The organism is Aliigemmobacter aestuarii, assembly GCF_004799285.1.
GTDB classification, from domain to species: Bacteria; Pseudomonadota; Alphaproteobacteria; order Rhodobacterales; family Rhodobacteraceae; genus Aliigemmobacter; species Aliigemmobacter aestuarii.
The window spans coordinates 154,206-169,218 of record NZ_SSND01000003.1; the positions used below are offsets into that span (position 1 = coordinate 154,206).

Sequence of the window (15,013 nt, forward strand, 5' to 3'; positions counted from 1 at the left end):
CCGCGATGGAGCGGATCACGTGGCCGGACCTGTCTGCGGCGCCGGTCCCTCCTGCTGCGGGGTCAGGAGCTTGCGGAACAGCGTGTCCAGATAGATGTCTGCCTCGGCGAAGGGGTCGTGGCCCGGCCCAAGGACAGCGCGCACCTGGACGTCGAAATCGGCGTAATGCTGGGTCAGCGCCCAGATCGAAAAGATCAGGTGATAGGGATCGACCGGCGCGATGCGGCCATCATCGGCCCAATCCCGGATGACGGCGGCCTTTTCGTCCACCAGCGTCTTCAGTTCGCCGGTGATCGCTTCCATCATACGGGGGGCGCCCTGCAGGATCTCGTTGGCAAAGAGGCGGCTTTCGCGGGGAAAGTCGCGGCTCATCTCCAGCTTGCGATGCACATAGCCAAGGATTTCCCCGATCGGCTCGCCATCGGCGCGCAGGGCGCGCAGCGGGTCAAGCCAGGTGTCGAGCAGTTCCGACAGAAGCGCCTGATGGATCGCCTCTTTCGAGGCGAAATAATACAGAAGGTTGGGCTTCGACAGCCCCGCCACCTCGGCGATCTGGTCCAGCGTCGCCCCCCGGAAGCCGTGCTGCGAAAACACGTCAAGCGCGGCATCCAGAATGGTTTCGGAGTTCCGGATCTGGATTTTCGTGCGCGCGCGGGGCTTCTGGGGCATCTGGACACCGTCATCTGGGCAAACACATACCCAAATGCCGCAAAATCCGGCGCACTGCAAACCTGTTCGGTTTCCCGGTCGGGTCCGTGACCCGTTATTCGCCCCGTTATTCGCCCTGTTATTCGACAGCGAGGATCATCAGATAGGGTACGGCGGTGATCATCCCCAGAACGATGGCGAGAGAGCGGGTCAGGCCTTTGAACATCAAGCACTCCGTCAATTGGCGTTTCGTGCAGATGATCTAGGGAGCGATCCGGTCCCGGCAAGGGCTGCCGGGCGCGTCCGGTACCGGTTTCGGACGCGCCCCGCTTCTTTCGCGGTTCAGACGAGGATGATGTCGTCTGCCAGCCCCGCGAGGCTGCCGACGCGGGCCAGCGTCAGCGTGTTGCCGTCGCCGAAATCGAAGACGACGGATGTGCCCGCATCCTCGGCAAAGGCGCGGACGACCTGCTCTGCGGTCCGGTTGCCGAGGCCAAGCGCGCCGCGGTTCAGCACGATCTCGTCGTTCTGACGGGCGCTGAAATCGGTGATCCTGTCGGCCCCGCCGTTGTAGACGAAATCGTCCGCGCCAAATCCGCCGGTCAGCTTGTCGTTGCCCTTGCCACCGTCGATCCGGTCTTTTCCGTTGCCACCGTCGATCCGGTCTTTTCCGTTGCCGCCGAACAGCCGGTCGCTTCCGCTGCCACCGAACAGCACGTCGTTGCCCGACTGACCCTTCAGCCGGTCGTTCCCGGCAAGGCCGAATGCCCTGTCGTCGCGCCCGCCAAGGTTGACCCGGTCGCCCGCGGCACCGCCCAGATAGGTGTCGCGATGGTTGCCGAAGCTGCGCAAGCCGCTGCCGCTGTGCATGCCGAAGACCACATCCGACTGGCTGACGGAATAGCCGACCAGCCGCAGGAGCCCGTCGAAGAAGGCATCGCCGTTCAGGACCACGTCACGCCCGGCCTGCAAAAGCTGTGTCTCGGCGTTGCGGGCAAACCGTGCGAGGTTGGTTCCGCCAAGCAGCGTCTCCATCAGCTCGGTGGCCGTGTCCTGGAATTCCATCAGCGCGGCGGCATTGGTGGCGTTGGTCGCCACGCGGCCCGGATTGGCGATGCCCGCGCTGCGCAGGCCCGCCTCGATCGCCTCGAAATACATCGCGCCGATCAGGTTCGCGGCCCCGACCCAAAGCCCGGCAAGGCCGCCGCTGCCGCGGGCGTCAAAGCCATCGACCCCGTTTCCGGAATAGCCGAGATAGGACCAGTTGCCATTCGCGTCGATGGTGAATTCCGGCGTCTCCCAGGTGAAGCCGCCGCCGCGCAGCGCCTCGGGCAGGCCGAAATCGGCAAAAGCGGGGATGTCATATTCGAAGGGCAGGGTATCGACGCCCAGACCCTCCAGCGCGTCGCGCAGCGTGGTCGAGGGCGGATAGCCCGAAAGCGCTGCGCGTGCGGTATCAAGCGCGTCCTCGATCAGCGAGAAGTTGCCATTGGCGAACTGCTGAAGCGCGGTCCGCGCCGGGCCGGGCGGGGTGCTGGACAGCGCATTCTGCCAGACCGCCGCCGGGATCGTCCGCAGAAGCGGCGGGATGTCGTCGAGCAGGGCGCGGAACTGGCCCACTGTCAGGTTCAGCACGGCGTTCACCGTGGTTGGGCCGGTGTATCCCCCTGCCGTCAGAAGGGGGAGGAACGGGGCAAGGCTGTCGAGGCTCGAATCGAGCTGATCGTTCGTGGGCAAGGCGAAAGTCCCTCTGCAAATACAAATATGGGTAGAAACACCGACACTTCGGCGACTGGTCACTGTCGGCACCCTGCCAAGACAAATCGATTCTGGCTATACTTTCGACTAGTTTTTTTCGCGGTCTTGCCCGATCCGTCGGGCGCGTCAGAGCGCCCCGATGCCGCGCAGGATGATCTGCTTGACGCTTTCCTTCGCGGCCTGCCACTGGCGATCGCTCAGCGCGCGGCCGCCGTTCAGCGTCTCGATCTGGTGGCCGAAATCGGCGTAGTGCTGGGTGGTCGCCCAGAGCATGTACAGCAGGTGGTTGGGATCGACCGGCGCCATTCGGCCCTCGTCGATCCAGCGCTGGATCAGCGCGGCGCGGCCCCGTGTCCAGTCGCGCAGCGTGGTTTCCAGATAGTCCTGGATCACCGGCGCCCCGTGCATCACCTCGGAGGCCCAGACCTTGGAGCCGTCGGGGTGGCGGCGCGAGATTTCCATCTTGGCGTCGATATAGGCGCCGATCCCCTCGACCGGGCCGGGGGCATCGTCCATCGCGGCGGCTGCCTGAAGCCAGATCTCGAAGATGTCCTGCACCACGCGGCGATAAAGCGATTCCTTCGTCGGGAAATAGTAATGCAGGTTCGCCTTGGGCAGGCCCGCCATGTCGGCGATAAGCTGCATCGTCGCGCCGCCGAACCCGGCTTCGGCAAAGACTTTCTCGGCCGCCCGAAGAATGAGCGTTTCATTCTGCGCCCTGATCTCGTTTCGGCGGGTCGGGCGGGGCTGTTCGTTCATGGCCGGCCTCTGATCCAGATTTCCGTTGACCGGATGGTCAGGTTGTGATGCGCTTCAACCTGACCATACGGTCAGGAAAAGATTCGCCGCAAGCCCGCAGACAGACCGGAACCGGACAGACCGGAACCAGTCAGACCGAAACCAGACGGGCGCGGCCGAACAGGGAGAGCAAGCTGATGCCAGCACCCGGGGAAAACCTCCGTATCGATTCCGCGCGGCTGTGGGACAGCCTGATGGAGATGGCCCAGATCGGCCCCGGCATCGCGGGCGGCAACAATCGCCAGACCCTGACCGATGCCGACAGCGAGGGGCGCCACCTGTTTCGCCGCTGGTGCGAGGCCGCGGGCATGTCGATGGGCGTCGATACGATGGGCAACATGTTTGCAACGCGGGCCGGGCAGGACCCTGACGCGCTGCCGGTCTACATGGGCAGCCATCTGGATACCCAGCCCACGGGCGGCAAGTATGACGGGGTGCTGGGGGTTCTGGGCGCGCTGGAAGTGGTGCGCACGATGAACGACATGGGGGTCAGGACCCGCCACCCGATCGTGGTGACGAACTGGACGAACGAGGAGGGCACGCGTTTCGCGCCGGCCATGCTGGCGTCGGGCGTCTTCGCCGGGATGCACACGCAGGACTTCGCCTATGACCGGCGCGATGCCGAGGGCAAACGCTTTGGCGACGAGCTGGCGCGGATCGGCTGGGTCGGGGATGAGCCGGTGGGCGCGCGCAGGATGCACGCCATGCTGGAGCTGCACATCGAACAGGGCCCGATCCTTGAAGCCGAGGGGCGCGAGATCGGCGTCGTCACCCACGGGCAGGGGCTGTGGTGGCTGCAGATCACGCTGACGGGGAAGGATGCGCATACCGGGTCCACGCCGATGCACATGCGGGTCAACGCAGGGCTTGGCATGGCGCGGATCACCGAACGCGTGCACCAGATCGCGATGAGCCACCAGCCCAATGCCGTGGGTGCGGTGGGGCAGTGCAACGTCTATCCCAACAGCCGCAACGTGATCCCCGGCAAGGTGGTGTTCACGGTGGATATCCGCAGCCCCGAACAGGGCAAGCTGGACGCGATGCGCGCCGAGGTGGAACGCGCGGCCCATGCGGTGGCGCGCGAACTGGGCCTTGGCTGCGAGATCGAGCCGGTGGGCCATTTCGACCCGGTCACCTTCGACCCCGGTCTGGTGAAGGTGGTGCGCGGCGCGGCCGAACGGCTGGGCTACAGCCACATGGATATCGTCTCGGGTGCGGGGCATGATGCCTGCTGGATCAACCGCGTGGCGCCCACGGTGATGATCATGTGCCCCTGCGTGGATGGCCTGTCGCACAACGAGGCCGAGGAGATCAGCCCGGAATGGGCCGCGGCGGGGACGGATGTGCTGCTGCACGCCTGTCTTGAGGTGGCGGAGGTTGTGGGCTGAGGCCGAAGGCCGGGGGCTCTGCCCCCGGACCCCCGGGATACTTGCAGACAGAAAATGGCAGGAGGGTTTGGGATGGCATCGACGGTGATCAAGGGCGGGACGGTCGTCACGGCGGACCTGTCCCATGCGGCGGATGTGAAGATCGAGGGCGGTGTGATCACCGAGATCGGTCAGAACCTGAAGGGCGACAGGGTGCTGGACGCCACGGGGTGCTACATCATGCCCGGCGGGATCGACCCGCACACGCATCTGGAGATGCCCTTCATGGGCACCTATTCGGCGGATGATTTCGAAAGCGGCACGCGGGCGGCGCTGGCGGGGGGCACCACGATGGTGGTGGATTTCGTGCTGCCGGGGCAGGGCCAGGGGCTGATGGATGCGGCCCAGATGTGGCACAACAAGTCGGGCCGGGCGCATTGCGACTATTCCTATCACATGGCCGTCACCTGGTGGGGCGAGAAGGTGTGGGAGGACATGGCCGAAAGCGTGAAGGCGGGGATCACGTCCTTCAAGCATTTCCTGGCCTACAAGGGCGCGCTGATGGTGAACGATGACGAATTGTTCGCCTCGTTCCGCCGGGTGGGCGACCTGGGCGGGCTGGCGATGGTCCATGCCGAGAACGGCGACGTGGTGGCGGAACTGACCGCGAAGCTGCTGGCCGAGGGCAACCGGGGGCCGGAGGCGCATGCCTATTCGCGCCCGCCGCAGGTGGAGGGCGAGGCGACGAACCGCGCGATCATGATCGCCGACATGGCGGGCGTGCCGCTTTACGTGGTGCATGTGTCCTGCGAGGAGGCACATGAGGCGATCCGGCGCGCGCGTCAGGCGGGCAAGCGGGTCTGGGGGGAACCCCTGATCCAGCACCTGACGCTGGACGAATCCGAATATTTCCATCCCGACTGGGACCATGCCGCGCGGCGCGTGATGTCGCCGCCGTTCCGGTCGAAGGACCATCAGGCGAGCCTCTGGGCCGGCCTGCAATCGGGCAGCCTGTCGGTGGTGGCGACCGATCATTGCAGCTTTACCACGGAACAGAAGCGGTTCGGCATGGGGGATTTTTCGAAGATCCCCAATGGCACCGGCGGGCTGGAGGACCGGCTGCCGATGCTCTGGACGCATGGGGTGGGGACCGGGCGGCTGACGCCCAACGAATTCGTGGCCGTCACCTCGACCAACATCGCCAAGATCCTGAACCTCTACCCGAAGAAGGGCGCGGTTCTGGTGGGGGCGGATGCCGACCTGGTGGTCTGGGATCCGAAGGCGGAAAAGGTGATCACGGCCGGGACGCAGCAGTCGGCGATCGACTACAACGTGTTCGAGGGGCACAAGGTGGCGGGCCTGCCGCGATTCACCCTGTCGCGCGGGCATGTTTCGGTGACCGAAGGCAAGGTCGACAGCCGCGAGGGGCATGGCCGTTTCGTCGGCCGCGAGGCGCGCCCGGCGGTCAACCGGGCGCTGAGCCAGTGGAAGGAACTGACCGCACCGCGCCCGGTGACGCGGACGGGCGTTCCGGCGACGGGGGTGTGAATGTCAGGGTTCGCCCTGTTCGGCTTCCTCGTCATCGGCCGCGGTCTGGCCGGAGTAGATCACGGGCGCTTCGAAGAAATGCTCGTCGGCAAGGTCTTCGGGGGTCGGGGCGTAGGCGAGGGTCGTCTGCATGGCGGTCCTTCCTTTACGTCTCGGGCCTTTACGTCTTGGGTCTTTGTGTCTCTGATCGGGCAGATGGGAACGGTCGGAGTTGGCCGCAAGTCGAACAGATCGGGGCAACGGAATTGTGAAGGATGGCGAGCGTGAAGGGATGGAAACCGTGACCGAGAGGGACAGCCCGCCCATGCCGGTGATCGAGGCGCGCGGCCTGAACCTGACGTTCAGTACGGCGGATGGGCCGGTGCATGCGCTGAAGGACGTGGACCTTGTGATCGGCAAGGGCGATTTCGTCAGCTTCATCGGCCCCTCGGGCTGTGGCAAGACGACCTTCCTGCGCTGCATCGCGGCACTGGAACAGCCGACCGGCGGCAGCCTCACGGTGAACGGCATGTCGCCCGAGGCGGCCCGGCAGGCGCGGGCCTATGGCTATGTCTTTCAGGCGGCGGGGCTATACCCATGGCGCACGATTGCCGGGAACATCCGCCTGCCGCTGGAGATCATGGGCTTTGCCCGCGCCGAACAGGACGCGCGGATCGACCGGGTGCTGAAGCTGGTCGATCTGGACGGGTTCGGCAAGAAGTTCCCCTGGCAGTTGTCGGGGGGGATGCAGCAGCGTGCGAGCATCGCCCGCGCGCTGGCCTTCGATGCGGAAATCCTTCTGATGGACGAACCCTTCGGCGCGCTGGACGAGATCGTGCGCGACCGGTTGAACGAGGAACTCCTGAAGCTCTGGGACCAGACCGGCAAGACGATCGGCTTTGTCACCCATTCGATCCCCGAGGCGGTCTATCTTTCGACCAAGATCGTGGTGATGTCGCCCCGTCCGGGCCGGATCACCGATGTGATCGAAAGCACGCTGCCGCGCAAGCGCCCGCTGGACATCCGCGATTCAGCCGAGTTCCTGGCCATCGCCCACAGAGTGCGCGAGGGGCTGAGGGCGGGGCATGCCTATGATGAATGAGGTCCGGGTCGAGGGAAGGGGGGGTGCTGCCCGTTGCCTTTGTCGTGGGGGCGCTGCCCGTTGCTTTTGTAATGGGGGCGCTGCCCCCCGTGGCCCTGCCGGGCCACGCCCCCCGGGGTATTTTGATCAGGTTGAAGGGGGGCGGGGATGAGATCGATCCTGCCCATCCTGACGGTCGTTCTGGCCATTGTTTGCGTCTGGTATCTGGCGGCGGTGCGGATGAATGCGACCTGGGTCCATGATCAGGCCGCGCGTGCCGGGCAGGAGGTGACGCTGTCCCAGGTGATCCCCCTGACGCTGAACCAGGAGCGCCCGGTCCTGCCCGCGCCGCACCAGGTGGTCAAGGGCCTGTGGGACGGGGTGACGGGGCAGGCGGTGACCTCGAAGCGCAGCCTTGTCTATCACGGCTGGGTCACGCTGTCGGCCACGCTTCTGGGTTTTGTCATCGGGACGGCGGCGGGCATCCTGCTGGCGGTGGGGATCGTGCACAACCGTGCAATGGATCAAAGCGTGATGCCCTGGGCCATCGCCAGCCAGACGGTGCCCATTCTGGCCATCGCCCCGATGATCATCGTGGTGCTGAACTCGATGGGGGTGACGGGGATCCTGCCCAAGGCGATCATATCGGCCTATCTGTCGTTCTTTCCGGTCGTGGTGGGGATGGTGAAGGGGCTGCGCGCGCCCGATGCGATGCAGCTTGACCAGATGCGGACCTGGAGCGCCAGCGACGCGCAGACCCTGTGGAAGCTGCGCCTGCCGGCGTCGATGCCTTATCTTTTCGCCTCGCTGAAGGTGGGGATCGCGGCCTCGCTGGTGGGCACGATCGTGGGCGAATTGCCGACGGGCGCGGTGGCGGGGTTGGGCTCGCGCCTTCTGTCGGGAAGCTATTACGGGCAGACGGTGCAGATCTGGGCCGCGCTGTTCGCCGCCGCGATCGTCGCCGCCTCGCTGGTGGCGATCATCGGCTGGATCGAGCGCGGCACGCTGCGCCGTATGGGGATGGCCGCACGATGAGGAACCTCTGGCCTTTCCTCGTGCTGGCCGTCGTCGCCCTTGCGCTGGTTCTGGACTGGCGGCTTGGTCTTGTCCTCGCGCTCTGGCTGGGGGCCTGGCTGTTCAACGCGGGGCTGGCGGAGGGGCGCGCGCCCTGGCGGCGCTATGCGGTGCCTGCGATCTTCGGGATCGCGGTTCTGGCCCTGTGGGAAATGGCGGTGGCGCTTTATGCGATCTCGCCCGTGATCCTGCCCGCGCCAAGCGCGATCTGGGCCAGGATGACCGCATCGGTGCCCACGCTTTGGGCCGATTTCGTGCAGACCTTCGTCAAGGGGGCGCTGTCGGGCTATGTGATCGGCTGCGGCGCGGCGGTGCTGACTGCGATTGCGATCGACCGCAGCCCTTTCCTGCAGCGCGGCCTCTTGCCGGTGGGGAATTTCGTGGCGGCGCTTCCGATCGTGGGGATCGCGCCGATCATGGTGATGTGGTTCGGCTTCGACTGGCAGTCGAAGGCGGCGGTCGTCGTGGTGATGGTGTTCTTCCCGGTGCTGGTGAACACCGTGGCGGGGCTGGCCGCCACCGACCGGATGCAGCGCGACCTGATGGCCACCTACAGCGCCAGCTACTGGCAGTCGCTGTGGAAGCTGCGCCTGCCCGCCGCCATGCCCTTCATCTTCAACGGGCTGAAGATCGCCACCACCCTTGCCCTGATCGGCGCCATCGTCGCCGAATTTTTCGGCAGCCCGATCGTCGGCATGGGGTTCCGCATCACGGCCGAGATCGGACGGCTTGGTCTTGACATGATCTGGGCCGAGATTGCGGTGGCGGCGCTGGCGGGTTCGGCGTTCTATGGTGTGGTGGCGATGATCGAGAAATGGGTGACGTTCTGGCACCCGTCGCAGCGGAATTAAACGTCCCGTCCGGGTGGGCGGGGCTCAACAAGGAGGTAAGGCAATGAAGAAGTTTCTGACGACGGCCCTCGTGGCGGCATTCGCCGCAGGCGGGGCGCAGGCAGCCGACGATGTGACGCTGCAGCTGAAGTGGGTTACGCAGGCGCAGTTCGCCGGATATTTCGTGGCCAAGGACAAGGGGTTCTACGAGGAAGAGGGGCTGAACGTCACCATCCTTCCCGGCGGGCCGGACGTGGCGCCGACGCAGGTGATCGCGGGCGGGGGCGCGGATGTGGTGGTGGACTGGATGCCTTCGGCGCTGGCCGCGCGTGAAAAGGGTTTGCCGCTGGTCAATATCGCGCAGCCGTTCAAGTCCTCGGGCATGATGCTGACATGCCTCAAGGAAACCGGCATCACCTCGCCCGAGGATTTCAAGGGCAAGACGCTGGGTGTCTGGTTCGGCGGCAACGAATACCCGTTCCTGAACTGGATGAACAAGCTGGGGCTGAAGACGGACGGCAGCGACGTGACCGTGCTCAAGCAGGGCTTCAACGTCGATCCGCTGCTGCAGAAGCAGGCCGCCTGCGTGTCGACGATGACCTATAACGAATACTGGCAGGTGATCGACGCCGGGCTGACCCCTGAGGATCTGGTCGTCTTCAAGTACGAGGACCAGGGCGTGGCGACGCTTGAAGACGGGCTTTACGTGATGGAGGAGAACCTCAAGGACCCGGCCTTCGAGGACAAGATGGTGCGCTTCGTGCGCGCGTCGATGAAGGGCTGGAAATACGCCGAGGAGAACTCGGACGAGGCGGCGATGATCGTGCTCGAGAATGACGAGACCGGCGCGCAGACCGAAAACCACCAGAAGCGGATGATGGGCGAGATCGCGAAGCTGACCGCCGGTTCGACCGGCGCGCTGGACCCGGCCGATTACGAACGCACGGTGCAGGCGCTGATGTCGGGCGGGTCGGACCCGGTGATCACCAAAATGCCGGAAGGGGCCTGGACGCACCAGATCACCGACAAGGCGCTTGGCGGCTGATTGCGTCAGGCGGTGACAGGGGGCGCGCGGCGGGCGACTGCCGCGCGCCTTTTCCATGCAGGCTTTACACAAACTTGTAAATTCACCACCAGTCTGTAAACCTCGCCCCTGTGAGGTGATCTATGCCCAAGACATCCCTGACCGGCACTCGGGTGCGCGAACGGCGTCTGCAGGCCGGGATGCGGCAGGCCGACGTCGCCCGCGGGGCGGGGATATCGGCGGCCTATCTGAACCTGATCGAACACAACCGCCGCCGGGTGGGCGAGGATGTGCTGGCGCGTCTGGCGCAGGTGCTTGGCGTGTCCGGCGATGCGCTGCGAGAAGGGGCCGAGGCGCCGCTTCAGGCCGATCTTCGGGCGGCGGCGGGGGCTGCGGCCGATGCCGGGCCCGAGGTTGACCGGATCGAGGATTTCACCAGCCGCTTTCCCGGTTGGGCCGGGCTGACCGCGCAGCTTTTCCGCCGCACGGGGCAGCTTGAACGCGCGGTCGCGGCGCTGAACGACCGTCTGACGCATGATCCGCACCTGAACCAGGCGCTGCACGAACTGCTTTCGGCGGTGTCCTCGGTCAGGTCCACGGCCGCCATCCTTGCCGAAACCGACGACATCGACCCGGACTGGCGCCGGCGCTTTCACGACAACCTTCACGCCGACAGCGAACGCCTTGCCGAAGGCGCCGAGGTGCTGGTGGCCTATCTGGACGGGTCGGGCGACGAGGCCGAGGCGGCGATTGCCACGCCGCAGGAAGAGGTCGATGCCTGGCTTGACGGGCGCGGGTGGGCGTTGCCGGAACTCGACGGCCCGGAGGGGGCCGAGGCGCTCCGGCCCGAGATCGAGGCGCTGGCCTCGGGGGCGGCGCGGGCGCTGGCGCGAGACCGGGTCGCACGCGCCGAGGCCGATGCCGCGGCGCTGCCCTTGGCCCCTTTCCGCGCGGCGCTGGCCGAGGAGGGAATGGAACCCGCCCGCCTTGCCGCAAGGTTCGGGGTCCCGATCCTTGCCGTCTTCCGGCGGATCGCGGGGCTTTCCGATCTGAGGGCAGGGTTGGTGATCTGCGACGCCTCGGGTGCGCTCGTCTATCGCAAGCCGGCCGAGGGATTTGCCCCGCCGCGTTTCGGGACGGGCTGTGCGCTCTGGCCGCTTTACGGGGCCCTGGGGCGGCCGATGGCCCCGGTCGAGTCGCGGATCGAGATGGCCGGGCGTGGCGGGCGGCGCTATCTGGCGCGGGCTTTCTGCCAACCCAGCTATCCGGCGGGCTTCGGCGGGCCGGAACTGCGCGAGGCGGCGATGCTCTTGCTGCCCGACCCGTCGCCGCCCGGTTCTCAGGACGCGGTCCTGCGGGTCGGCACGACCTGCCGGATCTGCCCCATCTCCGATTGCGCAGCGCGGCGCGAACCCTCGATCCTTGGCGAAGCGCGAACGTGACATGCGCCGCCTTTGACAGCGCGCGGATTTCCGCCGATAGTCGGCGCCGAGGGGACGGAGACCGCCAGACCATCGGCTGCCTTCAGGGAAATGCGCGGGGGGACCGGGGCGACATGAGCCGCCATGTCTTGCTGATCGAGGACGAACAGCACATCGCCGAGGCGATTTCCTTCATTCTGGGGCGGGATGGCTGGCAGGTCACGCACCTGTCCGACGGGATGACCGCCGAGGCGGCGATGAAAACGGGCCGCCCCGATCTTGTGATCCTCGACCTGATGCTGCCGGGACGGTCGGGGTTCGAGATTCTCGCCGCGATCCGCGCCGATGCCGAACTGTCGCCGATGCCCGTGCTGATGCTGACGGCCAAGGGACAGGGCCGCGAACGGGACGAGGCCGAACGCGCGGGCGTCGACCGGTTCATGGCGAAACCCTTTTCCAATGCCGAGATGCTGGCGGCGGTGCGCGATCTGGCGGGCGGGGCATGAAACGGCCGCGCGCGCCCCTGTTCCTGCCGCGGCGCAGCTATCGCGCCCGGCGGATGCGGGATGCGGCCCGGCTGTTGCCGGTGGCGGGGCTGTTCCTTTTCTTCCTGCCGATGCTGTGGGCGCCGGCCACGACCGAAGCGCGCGACACCGCGCCCGACGGGATCTACCTGTTCCTCGTCTGGGCCGGGCTGATCGTCATCGCCGCCCTGATGGCCCGTGGTCTTTCCGATCCGGCGGGGGATGAGTCCCTCGGCCCCGAGGATCAGGACTGATGGCGTTCAACCTTCTGGTTCTGGCCTGTCTGGCCTATGTGATCTTCCTGTTCCTCGTGGCCTTCTGGGTCGAGGATCGCGCCGCGACCGGGCGCACGGGCTGGCTGCGTTCGCCGCTCGTCTACACGCTGTCGCTGTCGGTCTACTGCACCGCCTGGACGTTCTATGGCGCGGTCGGCTATGCGGCGCGGTCGGGGCTTGAGTTCCTGACGATCTACCTTGGCCCGACGCTTGTTTTCGTCGGCTGGTGGTGGATCCTGCGCAAGCTGGTGCGGATCGGGCGCAAGCACCGCATCACCTCGATCGCCGACCTGATTTCCAGCCGATACGGCAAATCCAACCTGCTGGGTGTCATCGTGACGCTGATCTGCGTGGTCGCGGCGACCCCCTACATCGCGCTGCAACTGCAATCGGTCACGCTGTCCTTCGGGGCCTTCGTGGCGACGGGGCCGGCCGACGGACCGCTGCCCGACAGCCAGGCCACGGGCGTCTGGGTCGCGGGGGGGCTTGCGCTGTTCACCATCCTCTTCGGCACGCGCAACCTTGACGCCAACGAACAGCATCCCGGCGTCGTCACCGCCATCGCGGTCGAGGCGGTGGTAAAGCTCGTGGCGCTTCTGGCGGTGGGAATCTTCGTCGTCTGGGGGCTCGCGGGCGGGCCTTTGGACGTGATTGAGCGGGTCAACTCCTCGACCATCGCGGATTGGGATCTGATGCCCTCCCGATGGGCGGGCCTGATGTTTCTGTCGGCGGCAGCGGTGATCTGCCTGCCGCGGATGTTCCAGGTCCTTGTCGTTGAGAACAGCGACGAACGGCACCTGGCGACGGCAAGCTGGGCCTTCCCGCTTTACCTGTTCGCCATGAGCCTTTTCGTCGTGCCGATCGCGGTGATCGGCCTTGAACGGCTGCCCGCCGGGGCCAACCCGGATCTTTTCGTGCTGACCCTGCCCCTGTCGGAAGGGCGCGAGGGGCTGGCGATGCTGGCCTTCCTTGGCGGGTTTTCCAGCGCCACCTCGATGGTGATCGTGGCCGCCATCGCGCTTGCGACGATGGTTTCCAACCATATCGTGATGCCGATCGTCCTTGCGGTTCTGCCGAAGAAGGCGGTTGCGGGCGACCTGCGGCGCATCGTGCTTCTGGCAAGGCGGGTGTCGATCGGGGCGGTTCTGGGCATGGGCTATGCCTATTACGCGCTGTCCGGCGGCTCGGCGGCGCTGGCCGCCATCGGCCTGATTTCCTTTGTCGGGGCGGCGCAGATGCTGCCGGCGCTTCTGGGCGGCATCTTCTGGCGCGGGGCGACGCGGTCAGGGGCGGCGTTGGGGCTGTCGGTGGGCTTTGCCGTCTGGGCCTATACGCTGTTCCTGCCGTCCTTTGGCGAGGGCGCGGTGATCCCGGTGCATGTCTTCACCGAAGGGCCTTTCGGGCTGGACTGGATGCGCCCCCGCGCGCTGTTCGGGGTGGAAGGGATGGACCCGCTGATCCATTCCGCCTTCTGGTCGCTGATCCTCAATGCCGGGGCCTTCTTCCTGGTCTCGGTCCTGTCCTTCCCCGGCCCGGTCGAAAGGGTGCAGGGCGCGGCCTTCGTCAACATCTTCGATGCCGAGGGCGCCGGGCCGACTGGCTGGTCGCGCGGGCAGGCCGAACCCGAGGCGCTGCTGATCATGGCGCAACGGATCCTTGGTGATGACGAGGCGCTGCGCTTCTTTTCGAAAAGTGCGGAAAAGCAGGGCAAGGCCGGGTTTCTGCCCGATCCGACGCCGGATTTCATCGCCGATCTGGAACGGCGGCTGTCGGGCTCGGTGGGGGCGGCGACCGCGCATGCGATGATCTCGCAGCTTGCCGGCCGGGCCGCCGTCTCGGTCGAGGATCTGATGGCGGTCGCCAGCGAATCCGCGCAGATCATGGAATATTCCGCCCGGCTGGAAGCCCAGCAGGAAGAGCTGTCGCGCACCGCCCGGCAGTTGCGCGAAGCCAACGAAAAGCTGACCCAGCTTTCGGTGCAGAAGGATGCCTTCCTGTCGCAGATCAGCCACGAACTGCGCACGCCGATGACCTCGATCCGCGCGTTCTCGGAGATCATGATGGAGGGCGACATGCCTCCCGAGATGATCGCCCGGCAGGCCCGCATCATCAATGAAGAGGCGATCCGGCTTACCCGGCTGCTGGATGACCTGCTCGACCTGTCGGTGCTGGAAAACGGGACGGTGCAGCTCAACCTCGAACTTGCCAACCTGCAAGGCATCATCGACCGGTCGCTCGCCTCGTCCTCGCATACCCGGCCGGAACGGATCTTTACCATCCACCGCGACCTGCCGTCGGAAGGGCTTTACATCCGGACCGACCCCGACCGTCTGGCGCAGGTATTCATCAACCTGATCTCGAACAGCCGCAAATATTGCGATTCGGCGAACCCGGAACTGAAGATCGTCGTCCGCCACAAGGGCGGGCGGGTGACGGTGGATTTCATCGACAACGGATCGGGCATCCCGAAGGACAAGCAGGCGCTGATCTTCGAAAAGTTCGCCCGCCTGACCGACCAGACCCGTGCAGGGGGCGCGGGCCTTGGCCTTGCCATCTGCCGCGAGATCATGGCCAATCTGGGCGGCACGATCACCTATCTGCCGGGGCAGGGTGGTGCTGCCTTCCGGGTGACGCTGCCCTTGCGGCTGGAAAAGCCCGCGCTGGCGTGATCCGCTTCCTTGTCAAC

The 15,013-nt window shown here is 66.2% G+C and carries 14 protein-coding genes; 10 read left to right on the plus strand and 4 right to left on the minus strand.

Going from position 1 to position 15,013, the window contains the following annotated elements:
- Positions 1 to 15: 15 nt before the first annotated feature.
- The 3 genes from E7811_RS11985 to E7811_RS11995 form a co-directional block, all read right to left on the minus strand.
- Positions 16 to 669 carry a TetR family transcriptional regulator C-terminal domain-containing protein gene (locus E7811_RS11985; RefSeq protein ID WP_136394896.1) on the minus strand — a complete coding sequence of 218 codons (654 nt, stop codon included), beginning with the start codon at positions 667 to 669 and terminating at the stop codon, positions 16 to 18.
- 321 nt (positions 670 to 990) lie between these two features.
- Entirely contained in the window at positions 991 to 2,385 is a 1,395-nt protein-coding gene (locus E7811_RS11990) for a calcium-binding protein (protein WP_136394897.1), read from the minus strand.
- Between the two features lie 147 nt (positions 2,386 to 2,532).
- Positions 2,533 to 3,165, minus strand: a complete 633-nt coding sequence (locus E7811_RS11995; protein WP_136394898.1) for a TetR/AcrR family transcriptional regulator — start codon at positions 3,163 to 3,165, stop codon at positions 2,533 to 2,535.
- 176 nt (positions 3,166 to 3,341) lie between these two features.
- Here E7811_RS11995 and E7811_RS12000 point away from each other — a divergent pair, with 176 nt between their 5' ends.
- Both E7811_RS12000 and hydA read left to right on the plus strand, forming a co-directional pair.
- A complete protein-coding gene (locus E7811_RS12000; RefSeq protein WP_136394899.1) occupies positions 3,342 to 4,592 on the plus strand; it encodes a Zn-dependent hydrolase in 1,251 nt (416 codons plus the stop codon).
- Positions 4,593 to 4,664: 72 nt separating this feature from the next.
- Positions 4,665 to 6,119 carry a dihydropyrimidinase gene (gene hydA, locus E7811_RS12005; RefSeq protein WP_136394900.1) on the plus strand — a complete coding sequence of 485 codons (1,455 nt, stop codon included), beginning with the start codon at positions 4,665 to 4,667 and terminating at the stop codon, positions 6,117 to 6,119.
- Between the two features lie 3 nt (positions 6,120 to 6,122).
- Here the strand turns inward: hydA and E7811_RS18350 are convergent, their stop codons facing one another.
- Positions 6,123 to 6,251 (minus strand): hypothetical protein, encoded by a 129-nt coding sequence (locus E7811_RS18350; RefSeq protein ID WP_281277047.1) that lies wholly within the window; start codon positions 6,249 to 6,251, stop codon positions 6,123 to 6,125.
- A gap of 172 nt (positions 6,252 to 6,423) precedes the next feature.
- On the opposite strand from E7811_RS18350, the gene E7811_RS12010 reads away from it, so the two are divergent.
- From E7811_RS12010 to E7811_RS12045, 8 genes are all read left to right on the plus strand, one after another.
- Positions 6,424 to 7,200: an ABC transporter ATP-binding protein gene (locus E7811_RS12010; protein WP_246020441.1), complete on the plus strand. Its 777-nt coding sequence runs from the start codon at positions 6,424 to 6,426 to the stop codon at positions 7,198 to 7,200.
- A gap of 147 nt (positions 7,201 to 7,347) precedes the next feature.
- On the plus strand, positions 7,348 to 8,214 hold the full coding sequence (locus E7811_RS12015; protein ID WP_136394901.1) for an ABC transporter permease: 867 nt from the start codon (positions 7,348 to 7,350) through the stop codon (positions 8,212 to 8,214).
- Positions 8,211 to 9,104 (plus strand): ABC transporter permease, encoded by an 894-nt coding sequence (locus E7811_RS12020; protein ID WP_136394902.1) that lies wholly within the window; start codon positions 8,211 to 8,213, stop codon positions 9,102 to 9,104. Before E7811_RS12015 ends, E7811_RS12020 begins: the two co-directional genes overlap by 4 nt.
- Before the next feature lie 43 nt (positions 9,105 to 9,147).
- Complete coding sequence (locus tag E7811_RS12025; RefSeq protein WP_136394903.1) at positions 9,148 to 10,128, plus strand: ABC transporter substrate-binding protein; 981 nt, start codon at positions 9,148 to 9,150, stop codon at positions 10,126 to 10,128.
- A 122-nt stretch (positions 10,129 to 10,250) separates the two neighbouring features.
- Entirely contained in the window at positions 10,251 to 11,549 is a 1,299-nt protein-coding gene (locus tag E7811_RS12030) for an XRE family transcriptional regulator (RefSeq protein ID WP_136394904.1), read from the plus strand.
- Positions 11,550 to 11,662: 113 nt separating this feature from the next.
- The gene (locus E7811_RS12035) at positions 11,663 to 12,034 is read left to right on the plus strand and encodes a response regulator transcription factor (RefSeq protein WP_136394905.1); all 372 of its coding nucleotides are present in this window, start codon (positions 11,663 to 11,665) and stop codon (positions 12,032 to 12,034) included.
- Positions 12,031 to 12,306, plus strand: coding sequence for a hypothetical protein (locus E7811_RS12040; protein ID WP_136394906.1), 276 nt, complete (start codon positions 12,031 to 12,033; stop codon positions 12,304 to 12,306). The genes E7811_RS12035 and E7811_RS12040 overlap by 4 nt, the downstream gene beginning before the upstream one ends.
- A complete protein-coding gene (locus tag E7811_RS12045) occupies positions 12,306 to 14,996 on the plus strand; it encodes an ATP-binding protein (RefSeq protein ID WP_136394907.1) in 2,691 nt (896 codons plus the stop codon). The genes E7811_RS12040 and E7811_RS12045 overlap by 1 nt, the downstream gene beginning before the upstream one ends.
- The last annotated feature ends 17 nt before the right edge of the window (positions 14,997 to 15,013 follow it).

Bases quoted from the DNA above. Each gene is read 5' to 3' on its own strand.
- E7811_RS11985 (WP_136394896.1), bottom strand. From the start codon at position 669: ATGCCCCAGAAGCCCCGCGCGCGCACGAAAATCCAGATCCGGAACTCC.
- E7811_RS11995 (WP_136394898.1), bottom strand. From the start codon at position 3,165: ATGAACGAACAGCCCCGCCCGACCCGCCGAAACGAGATCAGGGCGCAG.
- E7811_RS12000 (WP_136394899.1), top strand. From the start codon at position 3,342: ATGCCAGCACCCGGGGAAAACCTCCGTATCGATTCCGCGCGGCTGTGG.
- hydA (WP_136394900.1), top strand. From the start codon at position 4,665: ATGGCATCGACGGTGATCAAGGGCGGGACGGTCGTCACGGCGGACCTG.
- E7811_RS18350 (WP_281277047.1), bottom strand. From the start codon at position 6,251: ATGCAGACGACCCTCGCCTACGCCCCGACCCCCGAAGACCTTGCCGAC.
- E7811_RS12010 (WP_246020441.1), top strand. From the start codon at position 6,424: ATGCCGGTGATCGAGGCGCGCGGCCTGAACCTGACGTTCAGTACGGCG.
- E7811_RS12015 (WP_136394901.1), top strand. From the start codon at position 7,348: ATGAGATCGATCCTGCCCATCCTGACGGTCGTTCTGGCCATTGTTTGC.
- E7811_RS12020 (WP_136394902.1), top strand. From the start codon at position 8,211: ATGAGGAACCTCTGGCCTTTCCTCGTGCTGGCCGTCGTCGCCCTTGCG.
- E7811_RS12025 (WP_136394903.1), top strand. From the start codon at position 9,148: ATGAAGAAGTTTCTGACGACGGCCCTCGTGGCGGCATTCGCCGCAGGC.
- E7811_RS12030 (WP_136394904.1), top strand. From the start codon at position 10,251: ATGCCCAAGACATCCCTGACCGGCACTCGGGTGCGCGAACGGCGTCTG.
- E7811_RS12035 (WP_136394905.1), top strand. From the start codon at position 11,663: ATGAGCCGCCATGTCTTGCTGATCGAGGACGAACAGCACATCGCCGAG.
- E7811_RS12040 (WP_136394906.1), top strand. From the start codon at position 12,031: ATGAAACGGCCGCGCGCGCCCCTGTTCCTGCCGCGGCGCAGCTATCGC.
- E7811_RS12045 (WP_136394907.1), top strand. From the start codon at position 12,306: ATGGCGTTCAACCTTCTGGTTCTGGCCTGTCTGGCCTATGTGATCTTC.